Below are 15948 nucleotides of genomic sequence, written 5' to 3' on the forward strand. Positions count from 1 at the left end.
GCCCTTGGGTGTCAATCCCGTTCTCTCTTCATCCGGACTATGACCGTCGGCCCCGGGATCGCACCGGGTCTGCTGACCTTGTCACTGCACCGCAAGAAAGTGGTGAGTGCCAAGCGCTCGCGGGCTATGCGCATTGCGCGCAATTACCGCCGGTGGGGAGTTGCACCCCGCCCTGAGAACGTTTTTGTCGCCGTGGTTGGTGGCGGCGGAGGATTTTTAACACATATTTCGGTGCAACGCATGGGCAACTGGCTTGATTATTCGTCACCATGCCCGCAGTAATTGTCATCCGAAAGGGAATTCCCATCTGAACCCGAGGCCAGATTCATGAGCGTTATCGACCTTCGCAGCGACACGGTGACTCAACCTTCCGCCGGCATGCTCGATGCCATGGCCAATGCGCCAACGGGCGACGACGTCTACGGTGAAGACCCGACCGTCAATCGCCTCGAAGCCGAACTCGCCGAGCGCCTTGGCTTCGCGGCGGCGTTGTTCGTGCCGACCGGCACCATGAGCAACCTGCTGGGGTTGATGGCTCATTGTGAGCGCGGCGATGAATACATCGTCGGCCAACAGGCCCATACCTATAAATATGAAGGCGGCGGTGCGGCGGTGCTCGGCTCGATCCAGCCCCAGCCTCTCGAAGTCCAGGCCGACGGCTCGCTGGACCTGGCGCAAGTGGCTGCGGCGATCAAACCCGATGACTTCCACTTCGCCCGCACCCGCCTGCTGGCCCTGGAAAACACCATGCAGGGCAAGGTCCTGCCCCTGGAATACCTGGCCCGGGCCCGGCGTTTCACCCAGGAACACGGCTTGGCGCTGCACTTGGACGGCGCGCGGCTGTACAACGCCGCGGTCAAGCTGAACGTCGACGCGCGCGAGATAACCCAGCATTTCGATTCGGTGTCGGTGTGCCTGTCCAAGGGCCTCGGTGCTCCGGTGGGCTCGGTGCTGTGTAGCAGCGTCGAGCTGATCGGCAAGGCGCGGCGGCTGCGCAAGATGGTCGGTGGCGGCATGCGTCAGGCCGGGATCCTCGCGGCGGCGGGGCTGTATGCCTTGGAAAATAACGTCCAGCGCCTGGCCGACGATCACACCAATGCCCAGCGGCTTGCCGAGGGCTTGCGTGCGGCCGGTTACGACGTCGAGCCAGTACAGACCAACATGGTCTACGTGCGGATGGGCGAGCGGGCCGAGGCGATCAAGGCCTACGCCGCTGAGCTAGGCATCCAGCTCAGTGCCGCGCCCCGTCTGCGCATGGTGACCCATATGGATATCAGCACCGCGCAAATCGGCCAAGTCATCGACACTTTCGTCGAATTTTCCCGCAACTGATCCTTTCAGCGGTCCAATTGACGGTTTCTATCGCATAAACACGCTGTACCCCACGCAAAGGGCCGATATAATGCGGCCCTTTGCCGTTGCTTCGTCTGTTGACGTTTTGCACAGGCCTTTGGCCGCAGCCTCCGTGGAAGAACCTAATGAAAAGCGCAGAAATCCGTGAAGCCTTCCTTCGCTTCTTCGAAGAGCAAGGCCACACCCGAGTAGCCTCCAGCTCTTTGATTCCGGGCAACGACCCGACCCTGCTGTTCACCAACGCGGGGATGAACCAGTTCAAGGACTGCTTCCTGGGCCAGGAAAAACGTGCCTACACCCGTGCGGTGAGCAGCCAGAAGTGCGTACGCGCCGGCGGCAAGCACAACGACCTGGAAAACGTCGGCTACACCGCTCGTCACCAAACCTTCTTCGAAATGCTGGGTAACTTCAGCTTCGGCGACTATTTCAAGCGCGACGCCATCACCTTCGCCTGGACCTTCCTGACCTCCGACAAGTGGCTGAACCTGCCCAAGGAGAAGCTCTGGGTAACGGTCTACGCGACGGATGACGAAGCCTATGACATCTGGACCAAAGAGGTCGGCGTCCCGGCTGAACGCATGGTGCGCATCGGCGACAACAAAGGCGCGCCTTACGCTTCCGACAACTTCTGGACCATGGGCGATACTGGTCCATGCGGCCCTTGCACCGAGATTTTCTACGATCATGGCGCCGACATCTGGGGTGGCCCACCGGGCTCGCCGGAAGAAGACGGCGACCGCTACATCGAGATCTGGAACAACGTGTTCATGCAGTTCAACCGCACCGCCGACGGCGTGTTGCATCCGCTGCCGGCGCCGTCGGTGGACACCGGCATGGGCCTGGAGCGGATCAGTGCGGTGTTGCAGCACGTTCATTCCAACTACGAGATCGACCTGTTCCAGAGCCTGCTCACCGCTTCGGCCAAGGCCATCGGTTGCTCCAATGACAACCAGGCCTCGCTGAAAGTGGTGGCCGACCATATCCGTTCCTGCGGCTTCCTGATCGCCGACGGCGTGCTGCCTTCCAACGAAGGTCGCGGCTATGTGCTGCGCCGGATCATTCGTCGCGCCTGCCGTCACGGCAACAAGCTGGGCGCCAAGGGCAGCTTCTTCTACCAGATCGTCGCGGCACTGGTGGCCGAGATGGGCGAGGCGTTCCCGGAACTCAAGTCCCAGCAGGCGCACATCGAGCGCGTGCTCAAGGGCGAAGAAGAGCAGTTTGCCAAGACTCTGGAGCAGGGCCTGAAGATCCTCGAGCAGGACCTGGCCGACCTCAAGGGCAACGTGGTCCCGGGCGATGTCGTGTTCAAGCTGTACGACACCTATGGCTTCCCGATGGACCTGACCGGCGACATCGCCCGCGAACGCAACCTGACCCTCGACGAGGAAGGTTTCGAGCGCGAGATGCAAGCCCAGCGCGTGCGTGCGCGTTCCGCCAGTTCCTTCGGCATGGACTACAACAGTCTGGTCAAGGTTGACGTGGCGACCGAGTTCACCGGTTACGCCGCGACCACCGGCTCGGCCAAGATTGTCGCGATCTACAAGGACGGGCAGTCGGTCGACATCCTGAGCGAAGGCCAGGAAGGCGTGATCGTGCTGGACAAGACGCCGTTCTACGCCGAGTCCGGTGGTCAGATCGGCGACAGCGGCTACTTGCAGGCGGGCAATTCGCGTTTCGACGTGCGTGACACCACCAAGACCGGCGGCGCGTTCCTGCACCACGGCGTGCTGGCCTCCGGCAGCCTGATGATCGCCGCCCCCGTGGCCGCTCATGTCGATGCCGAAGTTCGTCACGCGACATCGTTGAACCACTCCGCCACGCACTTGCTGCACGCAGCGTTGCGCCAAGTGCTGGGTGAACATGTCCAGCAGAAGGGCTCGTTGGTGGACAGCCAGCGCCTGCGTTTCGACTTCAGTCACTTCGAAGCGATCAAGCCGGAGCAACTCAAGGCGCTGGAAGACATCGTCAATGCCGAGATCCGCAAGAACTCCCCGGTAGAAACCGAGGAAACCGACATCGAGACCGCCAAGCGCAAGGGCGCGATGGCGCTGTTCGGCGAGAAGTACGGCGACAACGTGCGCGTGCTGAGCATGGGTGATTTCTCGGTGGAGCTGTGCGGCGGCATCCACGCCAATCGCACCGGTGACATCGGCCTGCTGAAAATCGTCAGCGAAGGCGGCGTGGCCTCCGGTGTGCGGCGTATCGAGGCGGTCACTGGCGCTGCGGCGCTGGCGTACCTCAATGCGGCGGAAGAACAACTCAAGGAAGCGGCGAGCCTGATCAAGGGCAGCCGTGACAACCTGATCGACAAGCTCTCGGCTGTGCTGGAGCGCAACCGCCTGCTGGAAAAGCAACTCGAGCAGTTGCAAGCCAAGGCTGCCAGCGCCGCGGGCGACGATCTGTCGGCCCAGGCCGTGGACGTCAAGGGCGTGAAGGTGCTGGCCGTGCGTCTCGATGGCCAGGACGGCAAGGCGCTGCTGGCGCTGGTCGATCAATTGAAAAACAAACTCGGCCGCGCAGTGATCCTGCTCGGCGGTGTCCATGAGGAAAAGGTCGTTCTCGTCGCAGGCGTGACCAAAGACCTGACTGGCCAACTCAAAGCCGGTGATTTGATGAAGCAGGCCGCTGCGGCAGTGGGCGGGAAGGGCGGTGGTCGTCCGGACATGGCGCAAGGCGGCGGTACCGACGCCAGCGCCCTGGACGCGGCACTGGCCCAGACCGTTGCATTTGTAGAGCAGGGTATTTAAGGCAGCGCTCCGGGCTCGCCAAGCGTGGGCCCGACCGCTGTTGATTGATTATTGGGCGCCCTTCATGGGCAGAGGCGGCTTTGAAATGGCTTTGATCGTACAGAAATTTGGAGGCACCTCGGTCGGCACCGTCGAGAGAATCGAACAAGTCGCCGACAAGGTTAAGAAATTCCGTGACGCGGGCGACGACCTGGTGGTCGTGCTGTCGGCAATGAGCGGCGAGACCAACCGTCTGATCGATCTGGCCAAGCAAATCAGTGGCGACCAGCAACCGGTCCCCCGCGAGCTGGACGTGATCGTGTCCACTGGCGAGCAGGTGACCATTGCCTTGCTGGCCATGGCCCTGATCAAGCGTGGCGTGCCGGCGGTGTCCTACACCGGCAACCAGGTTCGTATCCTGACGGACAGTGCGCACAACAAAGCGCGTATCCTGCAGATCGACGACCAGAAAATTCGTGGTGACCTGAAGGCCGGTCGCGTTGTGGTTGTCGCCGGTTTCCAGGGCGTAGACGAGCACGGCAACATCACTACCTTGGGCCGTGGCGGTTCCGATACCACCGGCGTGGCGCTGGCAGCAGCCCTCAAGGCTGACGAGTGCCAGATCTACACCGATGTGGATGGCGTCTACACCACCGATCCGCGGGTCGTGCCCGTGGCTCAGCGCCTGGACAAGATTACCTTCGAAGAGATGCTGGAAATGGCCAGCCTCGGTTCCAAGGTATTGCAGATCCGCGCGGTCGAATTCGCCGGCAAGTACAACGTTCCGCTGCGCGTTCTGCACAGCTTCAAAGAGGGTCCGGGCACCCTCATTACTATTGATGAAGAGGAATCCATGGAACAGCCGATCATTTCCGGCATCGCTTTCAACCGCGATGAAGCCAAGCTGACCATCCGTGGTGTGCCAGACACTCCCGGCGTGGCCTTCAAGATTCTCGGCCCGATCAGTGCCGCCAACATCGAAGTGGACATGATCGTGCAGAACGTCGCGCACGATAACACCACCGACTTCACCTTCACTGTGCACCGCAACGACTACCAGGCCGCTGAAACCGTGCTGAAAAAGACGGCTGTCGAGATCGGCGCCCGGGAAGTGGTGGGCGACACCAAGATCGCCAAGGTCTCGATCGTCGGTGTCGGCATGCGTTCCCACGCAGGCGTGGCCAGCCGCATGTTCGAGTCCCTGGCCAAGGAAAGCATCAACATCCAGATGATCTCCACCTCGGAAATCAAGGTGTCCGTGGTGATCGAAGAGAAGTACTTGGAGCTGGCCGTGCGCGCCCTGCACACGGCTTTTGAACTCGATGCTGCTGCCCGACAGGGCGAGTAAAGCATTGTCCTGAGGGCGCGGCATTGACCGCGCCCTTTGTTTTTCTGAATGGCGTGCCCCAAAACTGTTCTTTTGCGCGCGCTAGTCAATACTAGGCCTGTAGGCTGCGACCGTTTCGGTTGTAGGTCCCATGCCTTTTTTTTGCAGACTGTTGTCCCTGAACTGAATTGCGTGAGGAGAAAGGTATGCTGATTCTGACTCGTCGGTGCGCAGAAAGCCTGATTATTGGCGATGGCGAAATCACCGTGACCGTGCTCGGCGTCAAAGGAAACCAAGTACGTATCGGCGTCAACGCCCCGAAAGAGGTTGCTGTCCACCGGGAGGAAATTTACCTGCGTATCAAGAAAGAGAAGGACGACGAACCAAGCCATTAATTTTTATCGATTTTTATGTTTGCAAACGGGGATGAAGGTGGTTAATATACGCCCCGTGTTGCGGAGAGCTGGCCGAGTGGCCGAAGGCGCTCCCCTGCTAAGGGAGTACACCTCAAAAGGGTGTCGGGGGTTCGAATCCCCCGTTCTCCGCCATTATTCGTTTAGTGCGCTGTAGTCTGGCTTGATCGGTAAGTGATTGAAATTACTGAAAAAAGCGCTTTACAAAAAGATTCGGCGACCTATAATGCGCGGCAACAAATGCACTCGTAGCTCAGCTGGATAGAGTACTCGGCTACGAACCGAGCGGTCACAGGTTCGAATCCTGTCGAGTGCACCATTTAAGAGTTGCTTGCAGCGATGCAAATAACTTGGCTTCAACCAGTTGTGATCTGGTATAAAACCACAATCTGCACTCGTAGCTCAGCTGGATAGAGTACTCGGCTACGAACCGAGCGGTCACAGGTTCGAATCCTGTCGAGTGCACCAAACACCAAAAAGCCCGCATTCAATGCGGGCTTTTTGCTGTCTACGATTGCCTTTTATACATCCTTTCTCATCGAATACGATTTCTGCACTGCGGCCTTTCTTCGCTTTGTAGATATACCGCGTAGTCGAATTCCGAACCTTGATCGTGTCGGGTTTACCCAGCGCGTTGATCACATCGTGCTGGTTCATGCCGGCGATGATGCGTTGGTTGATGATGGCTTCGCGGCGCTGGCTGGCGTTGATCAGATTTGCGCAGTTGTCTTCGAACTGGCCGACAATGGTCGGTTCCTTGCGCCTGGTTTTGTTGCTGGATGTTTGGCGGGGTTCCGCTTCGGGCAGCATCGGCTCGGCGTGGCTCGGCGTGAACGAATGAATCTGCTGCAGCGTCAGGGTCTCGCCTGTTTCGCAACTCAAACTCGTAAACGTAACCTGCCCAGCGACGTTTTCGCAGCGGTGCACGGTTAGCCCGTTAGCCCATAAAGGCAGGCAGGGCAGGGCGGCGAGCAAAAACAGACAGTGACTTGGCGACATCATCCTGGCGTCCTCCTTGACGTAGAAATGAAAGGGTAGCCGCTGGGTTTTTGCCCCGGCGTGTGTTTTCTTTTCAAGATAAGTCGTCGTAAATGCAGAGGTTCAGCCTGTCTCCAGGTTTGTCTCGCAAGCGCTTGTTCTTGCCATGATTTTTTAACGTTTTACAGCGTCAAGCGGTGTATGATTGCGCCCGTCAGCCCCGCCGGGGCTTTGGAATATCTTCATGGACTTACCCAGTAGTTACTCAATATCCCGTTTTGCCAATCATGAATTGACTGATTGATCCTTCCGGCGTGTTCCACTGCTGGGAGTGGAGTTCGCCTATGACCGAAGTAGAAGTAAAAAAAAACGCAGGAAAGCCTTCAGGATCGCCTCGCTCAAGTCGTTGAGCTGCTGCATCGCCAGCGGGTCGTCGAAGACCTGACGCATCGCCAGGAAGGCCCTCACTCCGACCGGGTCGGGAACCTGGTCCACCGGCAGAATCTCGTCGAGTTGCAGCGCAAGCTCGATGACCTGCACTCGGCCGACGTCGCCTACATCCTTGAAGCCTTGCCACTGGAAGAGCGTCTGACGGTCTGGCAACTGGTCCAGGCTGATCGCGACGGTGACATCCTGCTCGAAGTGTCCGACTCGGTCCGTGAGACCCTGATCGCCGACATGGATGATCACGAGCTGCTGGCCGCCGCCAAGGAGATGGACGCCGACGAACTCGCCGACCTTGCCCCCGAACTGCCGCGCGACGTTGTCCATGAGCTGATGGAAGCCCTCGATGGCCAGCAGCGTGAGCGTGTGCGCTCGGCATTGTCCTACGACGAGGAGCAGGTCGGTGCGCTGATGGACTTCGAGATGGTGACCATCCGCGAAGACGTCAGCCTTGAGGTGGTCTTGCGCTACCTGCGTCGCCTGAAGGAGCTGCCGGGGCATACCGATAAACTCTTCGTAGTTGATTACGACGGCGTGCTCAAGGGCGTGCTGCCCATCAAGCGCTTGCTCGTCAATGATCCAGAGAAGCAAGTGGCCGAGGTCATGGCCAGCGATCCGGTGAGTTTTCACCCGGACGAAAATGGCTACGATGCCGCCCAGGCGTTCGAGCGTTATGACTTGATTTCCGCGCCGGTGGTGGACAAGAACGGCAAGCTGATCGGCCGTCTTACCATCGACGAAATGGTTGACCTGATCCGTGAGGAAAGCGAAAGCGAAGTCCTCAGCATGGCCGGTCTGCGCGAAGAAGAAGATATTTTCGCCTCGGTCTGGAAGTCCCTGCGTAACCGTTGGGCCTGGCTGGCGGTCAATCTGATTACGGCTTTTGTCGCTTCCCGCGTCATCGGCCTGTTCGAAGGCTCCATCGAGAAGCTGGTGGCGCTCGCGGCGTTGATGCCGATCGTTGCCGGCATCGGCGGTAATTCCGGCAACCAGACCATTACCATGATCGTTCGCGCCATGGCGCTGGATCAGGTCAGCACCGGCAATACCTCGCGATTGATGCGCAAGGAATTGGCAGTGTCCTTGATCAACGGCGTGATCTGGGGTGGGGTGATTGGCGTGGTGGCGTATCTGCTATATGGCAGCTGGTCGCTAGGTGTAGTCATGACTGCCGCGATGACGCTCAACCTGCTGTTGGCCGCGCTGATGGGTGTATTGATCCCGATGACCTTGGCCCGTCTGGGGCGCGACCCGGCAATGGGGGCCAGTGTGATGATTACCGCCGTGACGGACAGTGGCGGTTTCTTTATCTTCCTGGGCTTGGCGACGATTTTCCTGCTCTAAGTCGCTCATCAAGAAACCCGCCTGATTGGCGGGTTTTTTATTGGGTGATGATTCGCAGCGGGAGGCCGAATTCCGGGCCAAAAAAAGCCAGCACGAGGCTGGCTTTTACTGTCAAGGATGCGATCAGGACGCGTCTGCGGCCATTTCGGCGTCGTGAGCGATCAGCGAAACGAGGGCGTTTTGCTGGCGATGGGAAAGTTGCCGGAAGCGTTGCAGCAACTCGCGCTCATGCAGTGACAGCTCCGGGCTGTCCAGGCGCATGCTCAGCTCTTCACCCAAGGCACCTTCCTGAATCAGGCTTTGCTCTAGGCGTGCGATGATTTCAGAGTTCATGCTGCGGTGATGATTACGAGCCACCTCGGCAATGCGTTCCCGCATTCCGTCTGGCAGACGTACGACGAACTTGTCAGCCGTACGGCTGGAATAAATTGCCTGTTTCATTGGGCGCATATTTATTTAACCGGTTAGTTCAGGGGAGCGGTTCTCGGGATTGGCCGCAGGATGTCGATAGGACAAGTCCTACAGCCAAATGTTCAACCTGAATTGTTAAGAGGCCCGCATCATGCCTCAAAATTGCCAGATCATTGGCGCCAATTCTGTGACAAATTCTGATCCGCGTAAAGGCGTTATGCCAGTACCCTTCGTCAAAAAATGCGGACTGGTTTGAAAAAACACACAGGTTCCGCATTTGTGACCACTGCATCGTGTCGTTGTGCCATACCGTTGGGCGGATAACCGGTACGGAGCGAAACCCTCTGACGTCTTCGTTATGCATAGGATAGTGGCAAATGGCCGATTTACTAGGCCGCGCCGCCGTGAGGCGGATGAATGGCGGCTGGATTCTCAGCGGGCTCGGTCGCTGCGGCTACTGAGCCGTACCATTTGCCTACACTTAAAGACATGGACGACATGACAAACGCAGGGCTGGCCGTTAACATGCACGCCGTCCAACGCACCGCGTTTCTCGCGGTCGACCTGTGTCTCAGTAGCTCAATTGGATAGAGCATCCCCCTCCTAAGGGGAAGGTTGGCAGTTCGAACCTGCCCTGGGACACCATCTTTCTTTGCCTCTCCCTGCAAGTCTCTCTCGATCTCCTTAACGGAACGCCAACCGCTGCCGATAACCCGATGAGTCCCCTTTCCTGACGTCCCGAGGTTCAGGATTGACTCGCGATGTGCGCTGCGAGTGTCTATCCTCTGCGCGCGTCGCCGGCTGCGGGGCGGCGTTTCGTTGTTATGCCATTGGTTATTTTCTTACTTGCCTGGACATCCTCGATGCTCGCGTACCACCAAAAAAGTTTTCTGATCGTCGATGATTTCTCGGATTTCCGCAGTTCCGTCCGGTCCATGTTGCGTGAGCTGGGCGTCAAGGACGTGGACACCGCCGACACTGGTGAAGTGGCGCTGCGCATGTGCTCGCAGAAGCGCTATGACTTCATCTTGCAGGATTATCACCTGGGCGACGGGCGCAAGAATGGCCAGCAAGTGCTGGAAGACCTGATGGTCGAAAAGCTCATCAGCCATGAAAGCGTGTTCCTCATGGTGACTGCCGAGAGCAGCCAGGCGATGGTGCTCAGTGCCTTGGAGCACGAGCCCGATGCGTATCTGACCAAACCATTTAACCGTTCCGGCCTGGCCCAGCGCCTGGAGCGTCTGGAGCAGCGCAAGACGCTGCTCAAACCGATCCTGCAGGCCCTTGATCGTGGCAAGCCGATGGAAGTGCTCAACGCCTGCATCGCGCTGTGCAAGCAGGATCCGCGCTACGGACCGTTGTGCCTGCGTTATCGAGCCGATGCGTTGCGGGACTTGAATCAGAACGAAGCGCTGGAGCGCCTATACAACACCATTCTTGCGGACCGCCCATTGCCATGGGCGTACGCGGGGCTGGGAAAGTTGTTGTTCAAGCGCGGCCAGGTCCTTCAGGCCAAGGACGTTTATGAGAAGGCTCTGAAAGTATTCCCGATGATGCCGGCCTTATATGACGGCATGGCTGAAGTGCTGGTGGCGGAAGGCGATACGAAACAGGCGCAACACGTACTGGAAGAGGCGGTTCGCTTGTCGCCGCTGGCGGTGCGCCGGCAATCGTTGCTGGGCAAGCTGGCAATGACCAATGAAGACTACGAGACCGCATCGAAAGCCTATCGCCAGGCGGTCGGGCAGGGTGCGCAGTCGCGCTTCAAGGATCCGGAAAGCAATCTCGGCCTGGCCCACGCGTTGATCAGCAAGGGGAGCGAGAAAGGCCTGGACACGCGTACCCGGCTGGAAATCAACACGACGCTCAGCGCCGTGGCGAAGGAAAATCCCAGCGATCCGGGGTTACAGGTTCGGGCGCGCTTGATGAAGGCCACGAGTCTGCTGCTCAACGATGCCGAAACCGCCGAAAAGCTGACCGAGCAGGCCTTGCAGCGCCTCGACGGCATGGAACAGTTCATGAGCGCCGAAGCCGCTTTGCTGGTTGCCAAGCAGTTGCAGATGCTTGGGCAGACCAGCGCCGGCGAGTCGATGCTCAAGAACTGCGCAGAAATCTATGGCGATGACCCAGCCGTGATGCAAGGTATCGCCAAGCTCACCGATGACCCCAATATTCTCAATCAGGGCAATGCCGCCGCCGAACTGAACCGTGAGGGCGTGCGCGTCTACAAGACCGGCGCGTTGCCTGAGGCGCGAGAGCTGTTCCGTCGGGCGCTGAAGATGCAACCGAAGAACATCAGTATTGCCCTGAACCTGGCGCAGTCGCTGTTGCACGGCACCGATACCAGCGTGGAATCGGAGCTGCTGCAGGAATGCCGCGCCTGCCTGAAACTGGTGGGCATGATGCCCGACACCGATGCGCGTCATGCGCGTTATCAGAAACTGCGAAGCAAGGCATTTGGCGATGAATGACAGCGAACAGGCGCTCGATTTTTCCACGGTGATCGCGTCTACCGTGCACGACATGAAAAACTCCCTGACCTTGCTCATGCAGGCTCATACGCAATGGCTCGAGCGTTTGCCGGAACCTGATCGGCAGACGTCGGAGCAGGGCGTGATGGAGTTCGAATTCGCCCATCTCAACGGCCTGCTGGTGCAATTGCTCGGGTTATACAAGCTTGGGGTCAACCAGTTGCCATTGCATCCGGCTTACCACGAGCTGGATGACTTCATCGAAGCACAACTGGCCGGCCACCAGGAGGTGTTCCGCAGTCGCGGGATCATGGCCACCTACGAGGTCGACCCGCTGAGCCCACTGGGTTTCTTCGATCGCGAGCTGATTGCTTCGGTGCTCGATAACATGATCAACAATGCCATTCGCCACGCTCGCCAAGCGCTGTTGATCAGTGTGAGCGATGAGGCTGGGCAGTTGGTATTGACCATCAATGATGACGGCGAAGGTTACCCGCCCGAAATGATCGAGCGTCAGGCCGAGTACGTGCAGGGTATCAACCACAGCAGCGGCAGCACCGGGTTGGGCCTGTACTTCGCCGCGAGGATTGCCGGGCTGCATCAGCGTGGTGGCTTGAGCGGGCGCACCGAGATTGCCAATGGCGGTGTGCTGGGTGGCGGGGTGTTCAGGCTTTACCTGCCTTGAGCCCGTTGCGCCAATAGCCGGTGATGCACATCGTCTTCCTGGCGCCGGTGTTTATTGTTTCCAGGCGCTTGATATTCCGAACAGCTGGAGCCTATTTTGTACGGGTTGCCGTTCGCGGCCCGCACATAACAAGGATTGCGTCATGACGACCGATGGCCAGCGTTCACTCGCGCAGCGACTGACGGGCATTGATGAGATTGAATGTGTCACGCCGGATCTCAATGGCGTGCCCAGGGGCAAGGTAATGACCGCCGAGGGCTTTTTGGAGGGCCGGCGGTTGCAGATGGCGCGTGGTGTTCTGCTGCAATGCATCATGGGCGGTTATCCGCCGTCGCGTTTTTACGGTAGCGACGATGGCGACCTGGCGCTGGTCGCTGATCCAAAGCAGGTACATCGCTTGCCGTGGAGCCAGTCGCCGCGTGCCTTGGCTATTTGCGACGCCGATGAGCTGACCGGCGAAAGCTCGCGACTCTCCACGCGTGGCCAGCTCAAAGCGGTGATCGCCCGGTATGCAGCCCGCGGCTTGGCGCCGGTGGTAGCTACCGAGTTGGAATTTTTCGTGTTCGCACCCAACGCGGACCCTACCCAGCCATTCCTGCCGCCGGTGGGGCTCGATGGTCGCCGCGAAGACGGCCAGTCTGCGTTCAGCGTGAGTTCCAACAACGGTTTGCGCCCGTTTTTCAACGAAGTCTACGCATGCATGGCGGCGTTGGGTTTGCCGCGCGATACGTTCATGCATGAAATGGGCGTGAGCCAGTTCGAGATCAATCTGCTCCACGGCGATCCGTTGTTGCTCGCCGACCAGACGTTCCTGTTCAAGCACCTGCTCAAGGAAGTCGCCCTCAAGCACGGCCTGGCCGTGGTCTGCATGGCCAAGCCCCTGGCCCATACGCCAGGCAGCTCGATGCACATCCACCAGAGCGTGGTTGAGCTGGGCAGCGGTCGTAATGTGTTCAGCGACGAGGCGGGCGAGCCGACGGCGGCTTTCCGGCATTTCATTGGTGGGCAGCAGGCCGGCATGGCGGATTTCACCGCGCTGTTCGCACCGAACGTGAACTCCTACCATCGGCTGTGTCATCCGTTCGCCTCGCCAAACAATGCGTGCTGGTCCCATGACAATCGTTGCGCCGGGTTGCGCATTCCCGCCAGTGCGCCGCAGGCCCGACGGGTCGAGAACCGCTTGCCGGGCGCCGACGCCAACCCTTACCTGGCGATCGCCGCGAGCTTGGCGGCGGGCCTCCATGGCATCGAAAACCAACTTGAGCCGAGCGCTGTGATCCAGGGCGAATTCGAGGTGCCGGATAATTTGTCCCTGCCGTGTACCTTGCACGCGGCCCTCGAGCGTCTCAAGCGTAGCCAGTTGGCGAAGGAACTGTTCGGTGCCGAGTTCATCGAAGGTTACATCGCTTCGAAGACCCTGGAACTGACCAGTTTTTTTGACGAAATCACTCCCTGGGAGCGGCGTGTCCTAGCGGCCCAGGCATAACGAACCACCGCATTAGGGCTATCTTCAAGAGATAGCCCTCACTCACCTCAAGGAGCCGCTCGGAACGCCGATGCGCCAAATCTGGAAACCTTTTCGAGCGCTTTATTTTTCTTCGCTGATGATGCTCATCGGCTCGGGCCTCCTGAGTACTTACCTGGCCTTGCGCCTGGCCGCCGACCACGTCGACAGCCTGTGGGTCGGTGCGCTGATGGCCGCCAACTATTTCGGCCTGGTGCTGGGAGGCAAGATCGGTCACCGACTGATTGCCCGCGTCGGGCATATTCGCGCCTATTCGGCCTGCGCCGGAATCGTTGGCGCGGCGGTATTGGGCCACGGCCTGATCAATTGGCTGCCGGCCTGGATCGTGCTGCGGATGATTGTTGGCCTGGGCATGATGTGCCAGTACATGGTCATCGAGAGTTGGCTCAACGAGCAGGCAGAGGCCAAGCAGCGCGGGGTGGTGTTCAGCGGCTACATGATCGCCTCGTACCTGGGGCTGGTGCTGGGGCAATTGATTCTGGTCATGCACCCGGCCCTTGGGTTGGAGCTGCTGATGCTGGTGGCGTTGTGTTTCGCCCTGTGCCTGGTGCCGGTGGCGCTGACCCAGCGGATTCACCCGGCGCCCTTGCATCCGGCGCCGATGGAGCCGCGTTTCTTTATCAAGCGCGTGCCGCAATCGTTGACCACGGTGCTGGGCTCGGGACTGATTGTCGGCTCCTTCTACGGCCTGGCGCCGCTGTACGCTTCTCAGCAGGGCTTGAGCACAGAACAGGTCGGCCTGTTCATGGGTAGCTGCATTTTTGCCGGGCTGCTGGTGCAGTGGCCGTTGGGCTGGCTATCGGATCGTTACGACAGGGCGCTGTTGATCCGCTGCTTCGCGCTGATCCTGGTGGTGTGCGCGCTGCCGTTGGCCATCCTGCCGAAGGTGCCGCTGGAAGTGTTGTTCGTGGCGGGGTTCTTCTGTTCCCTGGTGCAGTTTTGCCTGTATCCATTAGCGGTGGCCTTCTCCAACGACCATGTCGAAGGGGACCGTCGGGTGTCGCTGACGGCCATGTTGCTGGTGACCTACGGCGTTGGCGCCAGTATTGGCCCGCTGGTGGCTGGGGTGCTGATGAAGTTGTATGGCAGCCAGATGCTCTACGGCTTTTTCGTCTTGTTTGCGTTGATCCTGGTGTGGCGGATCCGGCCGAAAGCGGTCACCAATCTGCATCAGGTCGATGATGCGCCACTGCACCATGTGGCCATGCCGGACAACATGACCAGCTCACCCTTGGTAGCGTGCCTCGATCCGCGGGTCGACGAGCAGGTTGTGCAGGAACAGATGCAGACGTCGCCCAATCCGGACGTCGAGCCCGAGCCCGAGCCGGAATTGGAGCCGGTCATCGAAGGGGCCGACGATGAACCTCCACCCTCCGATTTCACTCGGGCAAGGCCTTGAGCCAGGCATAAAAAAACGGGCAATCCCTCGTAAGGATTGCCCGTTTTTTCATGCCCGCGAAAAATTAGTAATCGTCTTTATCGAACTGGCGGGCTTCACGCTGCAATTGATACACGAAACGCTCGACCTGACGCTGCACCAAGCCGCTGATATTGTGAAAGCGAACACCGGCAAAGGTGGTATTGATCCGCTCTTCAAAATGCAGATAGCGCAGTTCCACCGGCGCGGTCATGCTGCCGAAAGGCAAGGCGGCGATAAAACGCTCGTAGACTTGGCCCAGTTGCAGTCGTTCGGTGATGTCGCCATCGAAGCGTAGCTTGCAGCCGGTTGCGGAGAGATCCAGCAACTTGCCGTTCACCGGGGACTTCAGCTTGTCGCCCCCCAACTCCACGTTCACCAGCTGCGCCAGTTTCAGGGCGGCGCGGAAGGCATTGCGACGTTGGTGATAAACCACTTCATCAGGCAGGGCGCCGCGGTAGCAGCGTCCGTCTTTCGACTCCTGGATGGTCAGCGCACCGTTGCCTTCCCACGCGATGCGCACGCCATCATGGAAACCCTCGACTCGAAACGGCTCGCCCGCCAGCAGGAAACGCTCGCCGTCACGGGGGATCATTTCATCCAGGGCCAGGGTATTGCGCTCGCGGTCGACATCCACCAGATAGCTCTGGAAGCGCTGGCTGCGCTCATGGAAGGTGATGATCAACGGGTCATGGCTATCTTGCAGCATCCGCAGGTTGCCGGAGATTTCCAGAGGGGTGTTGAGGACCTTCGGTGGCTGCGGAGCATCATCCGCGTTTGAGGCATTGAACACGGTGGGTCAATCTCCAGGCAAAATACGACTACAAAGAGCCAGCATTTTGCCAGCATGTAGC

At 59.3% G+C, this 15948-nt stretch carries 11 protein-coding genes, 4 tRNA genes, 1 pseudogene and 1 riboswitch; of the genes and pseudogenes, 13 read left to right on the forward strand and 3 right to left on the reverse strand.

Translation table 11 applies throughout. The features are described 5' to 3' along the window. Positions 1–15 precede the first annotated feature (15 nt). Positions 16–184: riboswitch (FMN riboswitch) on the reverse strand. Between the two features lie 143 nt (positions 185–327). From ltaE to J3P82_RS07070, 7 genes are all read left to right on the forward strand, one after another. Continuing rightward, on the forward strand, positions 328–1332 hold the full coding sequence (gene ltaE, locus J3P82_RS07040; protein WP_434561786.1) for a low-specificity L-threonine aldolase: 1005 nt from the start codon (positions 328–330) through the stop codon (positions 1330–1332). Positions 1333–1478: 146 nt separating this feature from the next. After that, positions 1479–4100, forward strand: a complete 2622-nt coding sequence (gene alaS, locus J3P82_RS07045) for an alanine--tRNA ligase (RefSeq protein ID WP_434561788.1) — start codon at positions 1479–1481, stop codon at positions 4098–4100. Between the two features lie 85 nt (positions 4101–4185). Beyond that, positions 4186–5427: an aspartate kinase gene (locus J3P82_RS07050; RefSeq protein ID WP_434561790.1), complete on the forward strand. Its 1242-nt coding sequence runs from the start codon at positions 4186–4188 to the stop codon at positions 5425–5427. Between the two features lie 185 nt (positions 5428–5612). Further along, entirely contained in the window at positions 5613–5801 is a 189-nt protein-coding gene (gene csrA, locus J3P82_RS07055; RefSeq protein ID WP_003178872.1) for a carbon storage regulator CsrA, read from the forward strand. 62 nt (positions 5802–5863) lie between these two features. Next, positions 5864–5954, forward strand: a tRNA-Ser gene (locus tag J3P82_RS07060). 107 nt (positions 5955–6061) lie between these two features. After that, positions 6062–6138: transfer RNA gene (locus J3P82_RS07065), tRNA-Arg, on the forward strand. Positions 6139–6210: 72 nt separating this feature from the next. Further along, positions 6211–6287: transfer RNA gene (locus tag J3P82_RS07070), tRNA-Arg, on the forward strand. On the opposite strand, the gene J3P82_RS07075 is transcribed toward J3P82_RS07070, so the two are convergent. Continuing rightward, complete coding sequence (locus J3P82_RS07075) at positions 6258–6818, reverse strand: cell envelope protein SmpA (RefSeq protein WP_434563740.1); 561 nt, start codon at positions 6816–6818, stop codon at positions 6258–6260. The two genes, J3P82_RS07070 and J3P82_RS07075, sit on opposite strands and share 30 nt — an antisense overlap. Before the next feature lie 323 nt (positions 6819–7141). Here J3P82_RS07075 and mgtE point away from each other — a divergent pair. After that, positions 7142–8585, forward strand: a pseudogene (gene mgtE / locus J3P82_RS07080) (magnesium transporter). 123 nt (positions 8586–8708) lie between these two features. Here mgtE and J3P82_RS07085 read toward each other — a convergent pair. Beyond that, positions 8709–9035, reverse strand: coding sequence for an Arc family DNA-binding protein (locus tag J3P82_RS07085; RefSeq protein WP_010226671.1), 327 nt, complete (start codon positions 9033–9035; stop codon positions 8709–8711). A gap of 529 nt (positions 9036–9564) precedes the next feature. Here J3P82_RS07085 and J3P82_RS07090 point away from each other — a divergent pair. From J3P82_RS07090 to J3P82_RS07110, 5 genes are all read left to right on the forward strand, one after another. Then, positions 9565–9641, forward strand: a tRNA-Arg gene (locus J3P82_RS07090). Between the two features lie 218 nt (positions 9642–9859). Continuing rightward, positions 9860–11467 (forward strand): response regulator, encoded by a 1608-nt coding sequence (locus tag J3P82_RS07095; RefSeq protein ID WP_434561792.1) that lies wholly within the window; start codon positions 9860–9862, stop codon positions 11465–11467. After that, positions 11460–12152, forward strand: a complete 693-nt coding sequence (locus tag J3P82_RS07100; RefSeq protein ID WP_434561794.1) for a sensor histidine kinase — start codon at positions 11460–11462, stop codon at positions 12150–12152. The genes J3P82_RS07095 and J3P82_RS07100 overlap by 8 nt, the downstream gene beginning before the upstream one ends. A gap of 244 nt (positions 12153–12396) precedes the next feature. Further along, a complete protein-coding gene (locus J3P82_RS07105) occupies positions 12397–13638 on the forward strand; it encodes a glutamine synthetase family protein (RefSeq protein WP_434563742.1) in 1242 nt (413 codons plus the stop codon). A gap of 70 nt (positions 13639–13708) precedes the next feature. Next, positions 13709–15076: an MFS transporter gene (locus J3P82_RS07110; RefSeq protein WP_434561796.1), complete on the forward strand. Its 1368-nt coding sequence runs from the start codon at positions 13709–13711 to the stop codon at positions 15074–15076. Positions 15077–15140: 64 nt separating this feature from the next. Here J3P82_RS07110 and J3P82_RS07115 read toward each other — a convergent pair whose 3' ends face one another. Further along, the gene (locus J3P82_RS07115; RefSeq protein WP_434561798.1) at positions 15141–15887 is read right to left on the reverse strand and encodes a flagellar brake protein; all 747 of its coding nucleotides are present in this window, start codon (positions 15885–15887) and stop codon (positions 15141–15143) included. Positions 15888–15948: the final 61 nt, after the last annotated feature.

Source organism: Pseudomonas sp. Z4-20, from assembly GCF_051131955.1.
In the GTDB taxonomy this organism is placed as follows: domain Bacteria; phylum Pseudomonadota; class Gammaproteobacteria; order Pseudomonadales; family Pseudomonadaceae; genus Aquipseudomonas; species Aquipseudomonas marvdashtae.

What these genes read in the sequence shown, in the direction of transcription:
- J3P82_RS07095 (WP_434561792.1), top strand. Translation starts at nt 9,860, where the DNA reads ATGCTCGCGTACCACCAAAAAAGTTTTCTGATCGTCGATGATTTCTCG.
- ltaE (WP_434561786.1), top strand. Translation starts at nt 328, where the DNA reads ATGAGCGTTATCGACCTTCGCAGCGACACGGTGACTCAACCTTCCGCC.
- alaS (WP_434561788.1), top strand. Translation starts at nt 1,479, where the DNA reads ATGAAAAGCGCAGAAATCCGTGAAGCCTTCCTTCGCTTCTTCGAAGAG.
- J3P82_RS07075 (WP_434563740.1), bottom strand. Translation starts at nt 6,818, where the DNA reads ATGTCGCCAAGTCACTGTCTGTTTTTGCTCGCCGCCCTGCCCTGCCTG.
- csrA (WP_003178872.1), top strand. Translation starts at nt 5,613, where the DNA reads ATGCTGATTCTGACTCGTCGGTGCGCAGAAAGCCTGATTATTGGCGAT.
- J3P82_RS07085 (WP_010226671.1), bottom strand. Translation starts at nt 9,035, where the DNA reads ATGCGCCCAATGAAACAGGCAATTTATTCCAGCCGTACGGCTGACAAG.
- J3P82_RS07050 (WP_434561790.1), top strand. Translation starts at nt 4,186, where the DNA reads ATGGCTTTGATCGTACAGAAATTTGGAGGCACCTCGGTCGGCACCGTC.
- J3P82_RS07110 (WP_434561796.1), top strand. Translation starts at nt 13,709, where the DNA reads ATGCGCCAAATCTGGAAACCTTTTCGAGCGCTTTATTTTTCTTCGCTG.
- J3P82_RS07105 (WP_434563742.1), top strand. Translation starts at nt 12,397, where the DNA reads ATGACCGCCGAGGGCTTTTTGGAGGGCCGGCGGTTGCAGATGGCGCGT.
- J3P82_RS07100 (WP_434561794.1), top strand. Translation starts at nt 11,460, where the DNA reads ATGAATGACAGCGAACAGGCGCTCGATTTTTCCACGGTGATCGCGTCT.